Origin of the sequence: Actinoallomurus purpureus (assembly GCF_024055795.1) — a bacterium.
GTDB lineage: Bacteria > Actinomycetota > Actinomycetes > Streptosporangiales > Streptosporangiaceae > Actinoallomurus > Actinoallomurus purpureus.
In genome coordinates, this window is the sequence record NZ_JAMXMY010000015.1 from 223,827 (window position 1) to 236,251 (window position 12,425).

Annotated in this window: 14 protein-coding genes; 10 read left to right on the plus strand and 4 right to left on the minus strand. The window is 65.9% G+C overall.

Annotated elements, in window-relative coordinates; all coding sequences use genetic code 11:
- Positions 1-55: 55 nt before the first annotated feature.
- Both NE236_RS26655 and NE236_RS26660 read left to right on the plus strand, forming a co-directional pair.
- Positions 56-1,237: a glycosyltransferase gene (locus NE236_RS26655; protein ID WP_252844882.1), complete on the plus strand. Its 1,182-nt coding sequence runs from the start codon at positions 56-58 to the stop codon at positions 1,235-1,237.
- A complete protein-coding gene (locus NE236_RS26660; protein WP_252844883.1) occupies positions 1,234-2,190 on the plus strand; it encodes an NAD-dependent epimerase/dehydratase family protein in 957 nt (318 codons plus the stop codon). Before NE236_RS26655 ends, NE236_RS26660 begins: the two co-directional genes overlap by 4 nt.
- A gap of 91 nt (positions 2,191-2,281) precedes the next feature.
- Here NE236_RS26660 and NE236_RS26665 read toward each other — a convergent pair whose 3' ends face one another.
- The gene (locus NE236_RS26665) at positions 2,282-3,250 is read right to left on the minus strand and encodes a ribonuclease Z (RefSeq protein ID WP_252844884.1); all 969 of its coding nucleotides are present in this window, start codon (positions 3,248-3,250) and stop codon (positions 2,282-2,284) included.
- A gap of 162 nt (positions 3,251-3,412) precedes the next feature.
- Here NE236_RS26665 and NE236_RS26670 point away from each other — a divergent pair, with 162 nt between their 5' ends.
- From NE236_RS26670 to NE236_RS26705, 8 genes are all read left to right on the plus strand, one after another.
- Positions 3,413-4,699, plus strand: a complete 1,287-nt coding sequence (locus NE236_RS26670) for a nucleotide sugar dehydrogenase (RefSeq protein WP_252844885.1) — start codon at positions 3,413-3,415, stop codon at positions 4,697-4,699.
- 554 nt (positions 4,700-5,253) lie between these two features.
- On the plus strand, positions 5,254-6,219 hold the full coding sequence (locus tag NE236_RS26675) for a glycosyltransferase family 2 protein (protein ID WP_252844886.1): 966 nt from the start codon (positions 5,254-5,256) through the stop codon (positions 6,217-6,219).
- 177 nt (positions 6,220-6,396) lie between these two features.
- A complete protein-coding gene (locus NE236_RS26680; RefSeq protein WP_252844887.1) occupies positions 6,397-6,756 on the plus strand; it encodes a DegT/DnrJ/EryC1/StrS family aminotransferase in 360 nt (119 codons plus the stop codon).
- Between the two features lie 170 nt (positions 6,757-6,926).
- The gene (locus NE236_RS26685) at positions 6,927-7,112 is read left to right on the plus strand and encodes a hypothetical protein (protein WP_252844888.1); all 186 of its coding nucleotides are present in this window, start codon (positions 6,927-6,929) and stop codon (positions 7,110-7,112) included.
- 231 nt (positions 7,113-7,343) lie between these two features.
- Positions 7,344-8,207: a methionyl-tRNA formyltransferase gene (locus NE236_RS26690; protein ID WP_252844889.1), complete on the plus strand. Its 864-nt coding sequence runs from the start codon at positions 7,344-7,346 to the stop codon at positions 8,205-8,207.
- A 177-nt stretch (positions 8,208-8,384) separates the two neighbouring features.
- The gene (locus NE236_RS26695; RefSeq protein ID WP_252844890.1) at positions 8,385-9,098 is read left to right on the plus strand and encodes a WbqC family protein; all 714 of its coding nucleotides are present in this window, start codon (positions 8,385-8,387) and stop codon (positions 9,096-9,098) included.
- A gap of 7 nt (positions 9,099-9,105) precedes the next feature.
- Positions 9,106-9,564 carry a GtrA family protein gene (locus NE236_RS26700; protein ID WP_252844891.1) on the plus strand — a complete coding sequence of 153 codons (459 nt, stop codon included), beginning with the start codon at positions 9,106-9,108 and terminating at the stop codon, positions 9,562-9,564.
- A gap of 82 nt (positions 9,565-9,646) precedes the next feature.
- Positions 9,647-9,862, plus strand: a complete 216-nt coding sequence (locus NE236_RS26705; RefSeq protein ID WP_252844892.1) for a hypothetical protein — start codon at positions 9,647-9,649, stop codon at positions 9,860-9,862.
- Positions 9,863-10,087: 225 nt separating this feature from the next.
- On the opposite strand, the gene NE236_RS26710 is transcribed toward NE236_RS26705, so the two are convergent.
- The 3 genes from NE236_RS26710 to NE236_RS26720 form a co-directional block, all read right to left on the minus strand.
- Positions 10,088-10,444, minus strand: a complete 357-nt coding sequence (locus NE236_RS26710; protein WP_252844893.1) for a DegT/DnrJ/EryC1/StrS family aminotransferase — start codon at positions 10,442-10,444, stop codon at positions 10,088-10,090.
- 217 nt (positions 10,445-10,661) lie between these two features.
- Positions 10,662-11,462 (minus strand): hypothetical protein, encoded by an 801-nt coding sequence (locus NE236_RS26715; RefSeq protein WP_252844894.1) that lies wholly within the window; start codon positions 11,460-11,462, stop codon positions 10,662-10,664.
- A 657-nt stretch (positions 11,463-12,119) separates the two neighbouring features.
- On the minus strand, positions 12,120-12,425 hold a 306-nt coding region (locus NE236_RS26720), incomplete at its 5' end, for a DUF4082 domain-containing protein (RefSeq protein WP_252844895.1).

Consider the following 12,425-nt stretch of genomic DNA (forward strand, 5'->3'; position numbering starts at 1 on the left):
GCACGGTGAGTTGCGGCTATGTACTCTCCGTGATCGATTCGGCGCCGGAGGGCACATGGTGACTGACAATCGGATCAGAGTGATGCGGGTCATCACCCGGATGAACGTCGGTGGTCCGGCGCTTCAGGCGGTGGAGCTCATGCGGGGTCTCGACACCGGGCTCTTCGATCAGCGTCTCTACACGGGGGCGGTCGAACCGGGCGAGGCCGATTACCTGGACCTTCGCGCCCCCGACGTCACTCCGTGCCGGAATCCCGCACTCGGGCGTTCGATCCGGCCGGGAGACGACGCCCGCGCCATCGCGGCGCTCGTCACCGAGATGCGCCGGTTCCGGCCGCACATCGTCCACACCCATACCGCGAAGGCCGGTCTGCTGGGCCGGGCCGCCGCCGTGCTGACGCGCGTGCCCGCGCGCGTGCACACGCACCACGGGCATCTGCTGCACGGCTACTTCTCCCCCGCCAAGACACGGCTGGTGGTGACCGCCGAGCGGGCCTCCGCCGCGATGACGGACCGGCTCGTCGCCGTCGGCGCCCGGGTCCGCGACGAGCTGATCGCCGCCGGGGTCGGCCGCCCGGAGCAGTATGTCGTGGTGCCACCGGGCGCCGCGCTCGGCCCGCTTCCCGGCCGCGCCGCGGCCCGCATGGCGCTGGGGATCCCCGGCGACGGCCCGGTCGTCGCGTACGTGGGCCGGCTGACGCGGGTCAAGCGGCCGGACCGGCTGGTGGGCGTGGCCCGCCAGGTGCGCCGCCTACAGCCCGAGGCCCGGTTCATCGTCTGCGGGGGCGGTGACGCCATGCCGGAGGTCGAGGCCGCCGCCAAGACCTCCCAGGGCAAGTTCACGCTGCTGGGCTGGCGAGCCGATGTCGAGACGGTCTACGCGGCCGCCGACCTGGTGATCCTCACGTCCGACAACGAGGGCATGCCGGTGTCGCTCATCGAGGCCGGGCTGGCCGGGCTGCCCTGCGTCGCGACCCACGTCGGAAGTGTCGCCGAAGTGGTACGGCACGAGGAGACCGGGCTGCTCACACGCTGCGACACGCACGAGCTCACCTGTCACATCGTGCGGCTGCTCCGGGACGAACCGCTGCGCCGCAAGATGGGAGACGAGGCGCGCGCGTGGACGACGCGACGGTTCGGCCCGCAACGGCTGGTGACCGACATCGGGGAGATCTACGCGTCGATCGCCGAGGCGCGGGGCTGGTGGCCCGCCCGCGCGAAAGAGGTGGTCCGGTGAGGATCGTGGTCACCGGCGGCGCCGGCTTCATCGGCGGCAATCTGTGCCGGGAACTCACTGCGCGGCCGGGCGTCGACAAGGTCATCGCCCTCGACGATCTCAGCACCGGCCGTATCGATAACCTCGAGGGCTCCGGCGCGGAGCTCATCAAGGGCAGCGTCCTAGACCAAGGACTCCTGGCCGAGGTCGTGGCCGACGCGGACGCGGTCGTGCATCTCGCCGCCCGCCCGTCGATCCCGCGTTCGCTGGCGGCGCCGGTGGCGAGCCACCACGCCAACGCCACCGGCACGCTCCTCCTCCTGGAGGCCTGCCGCCGGAACTCGGTGCACGTGGTCGCCGCTTCCTCGTCGTCGGTCTACGGGGCGACCCCGGACCTGCCGAAGCACGAGGATCTGCCCACGCGTCCACTCAACCCCTACGGCGCGAGCAAGCTCGCCGCCGAGGCATACGTCCTGGCGTACGGCGCCAGCTTCGGGCTGCCCGTCCTGCCGCTGCGTTTCTTCAACGTCTACGGCCCTCTGCAGTCGGCCGGGCATGCCTACTCGGCCGTGATACCGAGGTTCATCGACGCCGCATTCCACGGCGAACCGCTGGTCGTCCACGGGGACGGTCTGCAGACGCGCGACTTCACGTTCGTCGGCACGGTCGTGGCGCTGCTCGCCGACGCGGTACTTCACCGGGTGACCAGCGCACGGCCGGTGAACCTCGCGTTCGGTACCCGGGTGTCGATCCTCGAACTCACGGAGCGACTGTCCGCCCTGCTGGGACGGCCGGTGGAACTCGTGCACGTCCCGCCACGTCCCGGAGACGTACGCGACTCACAGGCCGCCGACGCGCGGCTGCGCCGTCTCTTTCCCGGCGTCGAAGCGGTCCCGCTGGATACCGGGCTCGAGCGGACGATCGCGTGGTTCCGCGACCGGACGGCCTCCCCACGGGACCCGGCGATTCCCTGACTGCCGGCGTCGTACGCGCGCAGCGCGGTGGCCGGGCGCTGCGCCTCCCGTGGCGTCACGGCGGCCCCGTGGCGCGGAGAGCGTTCGGCGGTCAGACCGAGGTGGTCTCAGGGCCGGATGTCGGCTCGAGGCGGCGGCGTGGCGGCACGGGCACCCGGTCGAGGTCGCGCGCGAGCACGATGTCGCCGCCGAACGCGGCCGCCGCCTCGTCGGCGAACCGCGGCTGATCCTCGGCGGGGTACCGCTCGGAGAAGTGAGTGAGGACCAGGCGCCGCACCCCGCACTCGGCGGCGATCTCGCCTGCCTGCACGGCGGTGAGATGCCCATAATCTGCCGCCAGCCGGGCATCCGCCCCCAGAAAGGTGGATTCGATGACCAGGAGGTCGACGCCGTCGGCGAGCCGCGTGATCGCGTCGCAGAGCCGAGTGTCCATGATGAAGGCGGCCTTCTGCCCTGGGCGGGGCACGCTGCACTCGTCCCGCGTGACCGTACGGCCGTCCGGAGCGGTCACCCGTCCAACGCGTTGCAGTTCCCCGACCAGTGGGCCGCCGAGCCCGTACTCGGTGAGCTTCTCGGGCAGCATGGTGAAGCCGTCCGGCTCCACGAGGCGGTAGCCGTAGGACTCGACAGGGTGCGAGAGCCGGCGCGCGGTCAGGGCGAACGGCGCGTCCGCGGTCTCGATCCACGCCTCGTCACCGGCGATCGGCTGTTCGGCGACGACGTCCGTGTCGGCGAAGACCGCCGCGTGCCGAAGCCGCCGCCAATAGACGTCGCCGCTCGCTGGGAACACCGCGCGTACGGGATGTTCGACCCCGTCGCGGGCGATCCGCTGGATCACCCCGGGCACGCCGAGACAGTGGTCGCCGTGGAAGTGCGTCAGGCAGATCCACCGGATGTCGTGCGCGCTCACGCCCGCGTTCAGCATCTGCCGCTGCGTGCCCTCGCCGGGATCGAACATGATGCCGTGACCGTCCCAGCGCAGCAGGTAGCCGTTGTGGTTCCGGGCCCGGGTGGGCACGGCGCTGGCGGTGCCGAGAATGACGAGATCGCGCGTTGACATGGTCCCATCATGCTCCCGGCCGAGATCGCCGCGGCCCGGATGACGGCCGGAGCGGCCACCCGGATCCGCTGGTCGGGTGGGAGGCGTGTCGATCACCGACCCCACAGACCATCACGCTTAGCATGCAAACGCTGACCATAGGTAATGCTCCAGTGAGGCGCGATGAACCAGCCACGGGACGATCGAGCGGCCGAATGGGACCTCGCCGTGATCGGGCTCGGCTACGTCGGGATGCCGATCGTCCGGGAGGTGTCGCGGAGCGGGATGCGCGTCGTCGGGGTCGACGTCGACGAGCGCCTCGTCGAGCGCCTGGACTCAGGTGTCTCCCATGTCGACGACATCTCCGATGAGGAGGTCGCGGGGCTGGTCGCCCAGGGGTTCCGCGCGACGGCCGATCACGAGGTGCTGGCCGGGGCCGGCACCGTGCTCATCTGCGTTCCCACGCCCCTCGACCGCGACCGGCGTCCCGATCTGAGCGCCGTGGCCGGAGCCGCGGAGATGATCGCCGGACGACTGTCGCCTGGCACTCTCGTCGTCCTGGAATCGACGACCTGGCCGGGCACGACGGAGGAGGTCGTCCAGCCACTGCTGGAGAAGAGCGGGCTCACCGCGGGCACCGACTTCCACCTGGCCTACTCGCCGGAGCGCATCGACCCGGGCAATCCCGTCTTCGATCTGCGCAACACACCGAAGATCGTCGGCGGGCTCACGCCCGCCTGCCTCGACCGGGCGGTGTCCTTCTACGGCAAGTTCGTGGAGCAGATCGTGCCGGTCCGCGGCACCCGCGAGGCCGAGATGGCCAAGCTGCTGGAGAACACCTATCGCCAGGTCAACATCGGCCTGGTCAACGAGATCGCGATGTTCTGCGACGAGCTCGGGATCGACGTCTGGGAGACCATCGCGGCGGCGGCCACCAAGCCGTTCGGCTACGAGGCGTTCCGGCCCGGTCCCGGTGTCGGGGGGCACTGCATCCCGATCGACCCGAGCTACCTGTCGCATCGCGTGCGGCGGCTCGGCTACCAGTTCCAGTTCGCCGATCTCGCCCAGCAGATCAACGACCGGATGCCCGGTTACGTCGCCGAGCGCGCCGCGCGGCTGCTGCACCGGCATGGGCGCTGTGTCAGCGAAGCGGGCATCGCGCTGCTCGGCGTGACCTACAAGCCGGACATCGCCGACGACCGCGAGTCGCCGGCCCGCCCGCTGGCCCGCCGGCTGCACGCCTCCGGAGCGAGGATCCGTTACGTCGACCCGCTCGTGGACGAGTGGTCGGTCGACGGGGTGGAGGTGACGCGCTGCGCGGACCTGGACACCGCGCTGGAGGGCACCGACCTCGCCATCCTCCTGCAGCCGCACCGGGCCTTCGACCTGGACCTGATCACGGCCAAGGCCCGCCTGCTGTTGGACACCCGCGGTGTGCTGCCGATCTCGGACAACGTCGAACGCCTCTGACCACCGCGTGGCCCTAGTTGTGCCGCGTCCAAGATCGTTGTTCGTGTAATTGATCTTTAGCCGGGTGCGGGCCAGGCTGCTTTCGAGTGCGATCTCGAAGGCGGTTGATGGGACGTCCCCCGGAAGTCCCGGCCTGGGCAGAGGCGAGCGGCAGTGGCCGGCCGGTGAGACAGTCAGCGGCCACGGTCGCGGCCAGGCGGTCGCAGCGCGCGGCGAAGTCAGCCGTGCTCCGGGGCGTCACCGGCGACCGAAATAAGGAGAGCAGCCACGCAGGCGACACAAAACCGGATCAATCCCGCCAGCCACGATCCGGTCGCCTGGAAGACGACCGTGCGGTAGACGGGATATTCAAACCCGGCTTTCGAACAAACCGGTCACCTTACCTCATCGTGTCGCCAGTGCCAGATATCCTCCATTTAAGCTTTGGAAGTAAAGGAAGAGGTCAGCGCGCGGCATTAATTGATCAATTCCCATCCGGCGACAGTAGATCCCGGCCAGAACCGGAAATGCTGCACTGAGATCGAGCCGGCTCTAACCAGCTCCGTGAGGTGCTCATGTTCGTTTCCGTCGTCGTCCCGTGCTACCGGTCGGCACAGACGCTGCCAGAGCTCGTCGCCCGGCTCGCCGCCGTCCTTCCAGGCGCGGCCATCGAACACGAAATCGTTCTGGTCGTCGACGGCAGCCCAGACGACACATGGGACGTCGCCGCCGATCTGGCGCGCAGCCACCGGGAGGTTCGAGCGATTCAGCTGGCACGCAACTACGGCCAGCACAACGCCCTGATCGCCGGCGTGCGCGCCGCCCGTCACGACATCATCGTGACGATGGACGACGATCTTCAGCACCTGCCGGAGGAAGTACCGCGACTGCTCGCCGCGCTCACGGATGACATCGATCTCGTCTACGCACGCCCACGAGAGGAGGAACACGGACTGGCCCGCAGTCTCGCGTCCCAGCTGGTGAAAATGACGCTGTCCGGCCCGCTCGGGGTCCCGGACGCCAGGTCCATCAGCGCCTTCCGGGCGTTCCGCATGTTCCTTCGCGACGGCTTCGACGGCCTCACCGGCCCGCATGCGTCGATCGATGTGGCCCTGTCCTGGGGCACCACCCGTATCGGATGCGTCGACGTGCGCATGGAGCACCGCATGTCCGGACGGTCCGGCTACACCCTGTCAAGCCTGCTGCGTCATGCGGTCAACCTGCTCGTCGGTTACAGTACGGCACCACTGCGATTCGTCAGCTGCCTCGGCCTGGTAGTCGGGGCGTTCGGGCTGCTCCTGTCCGGCATCGTGTTGTGGAGCTACCTCACCGGCGCGATCACTGTCGCGGGATTCACCAGCGTGGCCTCGATGATCGCACTCTTCTCGAGCGCCCAGATACTCGGAATCGGGGTGCTCGGCGAGTATCTGGGCCGTGTACACGCGTGTGGCATGGGCCGCCCCACATACGTCATCCGCAGCGAGATCGACCGGGCGGCCGCTGAGGAGACGGTAGATCTGCGATCCGACGTCCTCTCCTAGCTAGCGCCCGCCATCGCGTCATCACGGCCCGTAGTACGAGACGCGCTCTCCACGACGCGGTCCAGCTCGCGACAACAGATCGGAGGGCACATGCACGAGGCAAGGCCTGGGCGATTTGCGGCCAAGGAGCGAGAGCGTGGCGGGGGCCGGCCGGCGACCGCGTTGTTCACTGCGATCATGACTGCAACCGACCAGACGGCGATTCCGTTCAATCGGCCCTACGTCTCCCGTGACGAGCTCGGCTACCCGGACGACTGCCAGCACCCGGCGCACCTTTACCACCTGTTCCTTCCCGACCTGGAGAACCGGCAGTCCTTCATCGCCCACCTCGCGGAGCGGGGCGTGTGCGCGGCGTTCCACTACCAACCCCTGCACGCCGCACCCGCGGGCGTCCTGCACGGCCGGATCGCCCCCGGAGGATGTCCCCTGACCGAGCAGGTCGCCGACCGCCTGGTACGGCTGCCGCTCTTCGCCAACCTGGACGAGGGCGACGTGACCCGCGTGATCAAAGCCACGCGCGCCTACGAGGTGAGCTGATCACCACGAAAGCCCGAGGTTAGATCAATGGGCTATTCGGGGAATTCGCAAAAACCGGCATGGCAATTGATTAGCAGGCACTCTCGGACAATCACGCGAACTACACATCTAGAGCTACTCGCAAAGCTCAACATGGAGCCATGTCAGGATTATCGCTACGGTGGGCCGCCATGGAGAGCCGGGGCCTCCTCACCATGGCGGCCATCGGCAGTATGGACGCCTATCTTTCAGCGCTGGGGCTGGACAAGGCCGACACTCTTGCGAATTGGATTTGGGCCTTGGTCGCGGTGGCGGGGCATCGCGCTGACGACCCATGGAATGATCCGTACTCGTCGAAAATTTGCCTGCCCTTCTAGTTCTTGCGAGTGCGATAACATCGCCGCACATGCTAACGTAATCAGCGCTGGATCCCAGCGTGGGTCCCTTATACGAGGTCGCGATTTCAATGGGCCGATACCGCTCCTATGTCCGAAACCTGGAGACGCAAAAGGCCCAACAGTGAAATTTAGGTATCAGGGTGCCGGTCTCGTCTGTTGGGTCGGCCGGCAAAATATCCTCTGCAAGCCGGAGTAAGGAGCGAACCGAGCATGGCCAACCCGATGCGTATAGTCCTGATCTTTCACACTGCGAGTCGTCTCACGCTCCTGCACGAGGCATGCATCAGAGCTGGCCATATACCGGTCGCCCTCGTCTATGCTCGTACTTTTCGCCAGCGAAGGCCCACCAGTAAGGGCGCTGTGGAGACCATCGCGGCCATCAGTGAATCACTGCCTCCCGGCTCGAATCTATTGCTACCTGGAGATATCGACGGCCTGGCCGAGGCGCTGGCTGGATATCATCCCGACCTCATCGTCGTCTATGGATTCCCTTGGAAGCTCTCACGGGAGATTCTGCAAATAGCGAGACTTGGTGTTATAAACATCCACCCATCTCTCCTACCCAAATACCGGGGGCCACTGCCTGTTCAGTGGGCGGTTCGGAACGGAGACCCTGAGATCGGGGTGACAATCCACTGGATGGATGAAGACTTGGATACCGGAAACATCATCGCGCAGAAAGGTGGCATTCGAATAGCAGAAGAGCCGGTAGCCGCCCAGCTGTGGAAGGAGGTCGATCTACTCGTCGGTGACCTACTTGGTCCTGCGCTCGAAGACGCAGCCGCCGGCGCCGCAGGCGAACCCCAGAACGAGGCCGATGCCGCCTACGCCGGTTGGATGGAGCCCGACTACATGTTCATCGACTGGGCCCGCAGCGCTCGTGAGATACATAACCAGGTCCGCACGTTCCGGTTCAATCTTTTCGGGCTTCGCGGTCCCTTCGGCAAGGTGAACGGCAAATGGATGACTGTGCTCCGCACGAGGATCGAACCAGCGGAAGGCCTGCGGGTGGAGTGTGCTGACGGACCGATATGGATCACTGAAGCGATATCGGCAGCGCCCCCCGATCGCTAGATAGAACGATGATCCCGCTGTGTCGGCAGCATCCGGCGCTCCACACCGGGGGGCGCCCGCCGTGGCCACCTCAACTCTCAACCGACCGGCAGCCGACGATCGCGACGTCGGTAGTCGTCATGAATACTTTCCCGCAGACGCAGTGCGGCGTTCGAGCAGTCCGAAAGTGTGAGGCGCATGAAACGGATCGCCATAGTCCAGTCGAACTATATCCCATGGAAAGGATATTTCGACATGATTGCTCACATCGACGAGTTCATACTGCTCGACGACGTGCAATATACCGACAGGGATTGGCGCAATCGCAACCGAATAAAGACGGCGACGGGTCTCAAGTGGCTCTCGATTCCAGTCAAGCATGGCCCTCGGAGTCAGCTGATCAACGAAGTGACGGTAAGCGATCTGGATTGGCACATCGCGCATTGGCAGATCCTTACACAGACATACAGGAAGACCCCATTTTTCGATGAGGTCGCGCCAATCCTGGAGGATCTCTATCAGAAGTGCGGAAGCAATAAACTGTCCGAAATAAACAGACATTTCCTCGAAGGCATCTTTCCCATCTTCGGCATCCAGGCGAATTTGAGCAGGTCCGAGGACTATGGTGCGGCAGGAGCAAAAACCGAGCGCTTGCTCGATCTGTGCCAGAAGGCTGGCGCCGACCAATATGTGACAGGCCCGGCCGCACGGGCCTACCTTGATGAAAGCCTCTTCCGGAAAGCGGGGATCGAGGTCCGATGGTTCGACTACTCCGGTTACCCCGAATATCCGCAACTCCACCCACCGTTCGACCACCACGTGACCGTTCTTGATCTGATCTTCAACACGGGGCCAGCCGCAGCCGGATACCTGAAAGGTGTCGTCCGGGCAGCGAAAGCAGATTCCGAGTGACCGCAACATGTTCGCGCTGAAAAACCGGAGCGCCCGCGAGGCGGCCGTCTCACGGCGGGCCTCGATCTCGGCTTTCCTCGGCGAGCGCATCACATATCTGCTGGCGGGCGCTGTGACGGCCGGGATATACTACGCTCTTCTTGGCCTGGGATTGCTGGTCGCCAATAATGCGGTGCCCTATCTTTTACTGGTCGTGATCGGCCATTTCAGCACCACCATGATCGTCTATCCGCTGTACCGCCTGATCGTCTTCAAGATCTCCGGTGAGGGCTGGTTGTCCGGCTACCTGCGCTTCTACGCGGTCGGGTTGAGCTTTCTCGGCGCGTCTGTCATCGGCCTGCCTCTTCTAGTGGAGTTCGCCGGAATTCCCCTGATGATGGCGCAGGCGCTGATAATCCTGCTGAGCCCACCGTTGAGTTACGCGATAAATCGGACCTGGACGTTCCGGAAACGAGGCAACGTCTGACCATGGCGACATATGCGACGCCGTTCGGCAAAGGCGGTGGGCGCTGTCGGCGCCTTCTTCCCCCGGATGAGTGCGACCGGCCATGACAGTGCGGAACGGTTCCGAGACGGGCGTCGCGGTCTCAGCGCAGGCCGATGCCGGCGGTGTGCCCGCGGCCCGGCCAGGTCGCGTGTGCCTGCTCATCGGCCAGCTCGGCCTCGGCGGTACGGAGAAGCAGCGCGTCCTGCTCGCCGACGGCCTGCGCGCCCGGGGCGTCGACACGAGCGTGCTCGTGATGTTCGGGGGGAGGTCCACGTGATGAGGCCCTCAGCGCCGCCGGGGTCCCCGTCATCCACTTGGGGTTTCAACGCGCTTCGGCGGGCTGGCGGATGCCATCGGCCAATATGGCGGCGTTCCTCCGGCTCGTACTTCACCTGCGCTGAAGACGGCCGGACGTGCTCCACGCCTTTCTCTTCCACGGCTACGTGACGACCGCACCGGCCGCACGGCTGGCGGGCGAGGCGTGCTTCCTCGGCCATACGCATCATCGCGACCTGGAGTACGAGACGACGGTCTCGACGACGCAGTCCAACTCCGCCTCGTTCATCGCGGCGAAGAGCGGTAGCCGGACGAGCCGGTCCGCGACGTCCTCGGTGACGTCGCATCCGCCCGACGCCACGCGTCCGTACCGGAGTCCCGCGGGCGTGCCGTGCAACGGCTGGTAGTGGAAGGTGGCCTGCACACCGCGCTCGCCGAGATGGCGGAGGAACGCCTGGCGATCGGCCAGGTCGGGCAGCAGCAGATGGTCGATCGCTTCGAGCTGCGCGACCAGGAAGGCGGCCAGCAGGTCGGAGGGCAGGTAGCTGGAGCCGATGCCGACCCACCGATACTTATCGACCATGCCAGGAGGAGAGCACTCATCTCCAGGGCGTGCGTGCACGACGTCGTCAGCAGCACGGCGGACGCCCCGGTGAGTTCGGCGATCAACGCGTTCGCCCGTCTCGTGAACGGCCCGTCCCCCTACAGTGCGCCATCGGCGATGGCCCGCACCAGAAATTTCTGCTCCGCACCCGCTACATAGGTGCGTTTGAACGGCATAGCCGAGCTTTCGGACAGAGTCATTCGTCCTCTTCTTTCCCCGTTCCCAGCAATCCGCGCCGGAGAAGGTGGACGGTGAAAATACTGAGCACAGGCTCGAAGCCGTAGTCGGCCCAGCGACGCTGCACTCGGACATTGCTGCTCTGGGTCGTGCAGACCACGCCTCCGAGCCCGCGCGCCTCCGCCCGACCCTCCATTCCGCCGAGCAGGTGGGCGTAGAGTCCGGCCCCCTGGGCGCCGGAGATCATGCCGCCGAGCGCGAACTCGGCGACGCCGCTCGCATCCCCATAGGTAAGGAAGCCGAGCATCGTGGGCCCATCTTCGTTGTAACCGGTGTTCCGGAGAGCGACGACACCGCTCCTGATCTCCCTGCGAGCCCATTCCTGGTAACCCGCGAGCGCCAGTTCGGAATCGAAGAGTGGATTGGCGAGATAGTGGTTGCTGTAATCACGGAAGGCGTCGGCGACCATGGCATCCATGGCCCCGGCGGTCACGGTATCGACGATCTCAAGGCCGCGCGGCGGCGGCGGAGGGCGCCGTCCCTTGCCCGTGACGAGTCTCCAGCCGACGAGATTGTCGGCGATGATGGCGATCCGATCGAGTTCGGTCAGGGCCGCGAACCACCTCATTCGGTCGGCCGGATAACGCAGAATCACGACATCCGCCGTTGAGGCATGGAGCGCGTCCAGCACGTCGTCAAGCGTGGCCGCCGAGGTCGCGGAGACGGAGACACGGTCGACCTTGATGCCGAACCGGGACGATTCGCACGGAGACGGCGCAGCTACCACGCCTGGCGCCAAGGCAACGTCGTGCCAACTCATGGATGCCTCCGAATTCGCGCGATCGACAAAAGATCCCTCAATTAAGACAAAGGACAGAGTTCGCCAGCAAATCCTTCTGGTATTCAATTCTATGTATCCACGCCGAGCGATCGATGCGCGCTCGCGTCAATTGATGTATTGTACCTGACAAAGCTTTTTGAGCCAGCCGACACCCTATGAGGGGCGACACACGCAACTAGGCGACAAGCGGGCACCAACCCGCAGCGGGAAACCATCGCTCGTACCATCGCGCGATGGCGGGCGGAAGTGTTCATGAAATCGCCGACGCGGCCCATCGGCCGGCAATGGTGATGTTCGAGGGCGGTCCGCGCTTCCCGCCAGGAGAACTCGCTATACCAGCGGACCGGCGGCCTGGCCTTACTGGCGGACGCGATCGGCGGCGTGCGCGTATGCCTCCACGGGCCGGCCCGGGCTCCGGCACCGGAGCCATCCGCGGACTGCCCGAACATCTCCGGCCACCAGGCCCTGGACTATCTGCGCACCCACGATTCCGCACACCCCCGCCCAGGCCAGGCCGAACGCCAACGCAGGCTCGTCGCGGCAATGATCGTGAAGGCGATGCGATGGCCGAACTCGTCGCCTCGCTCATCACGGATCGCCCGGAACCCAAGACCTTGATCCCGGACTAACTAAACGTTAGCTCGATGCTGCGAACGCCACGTCGACCCAGTAGTTGGTGGACTGGAAGGCCCCCGTGGGGAACGTGTTCGTGGCGCCGTAGGCGTACACACCGTTCCCGCCAGAATCAGCGCTCGCCAGCGCGGTCAAAGGACTGTTGATGTACGCACTGGTGAAATACGGCCGCGTCACGGAATAATAACCCGACGACGTGAAATAAGACGCGACATACGTAGTATTCGCCGTCACCGCCACCGGGGTGGAGAAATTCACCTGCTGCCAGCCCGACGCCGACTCACCGGTGAAGGTCGCACTCGCCAGCAA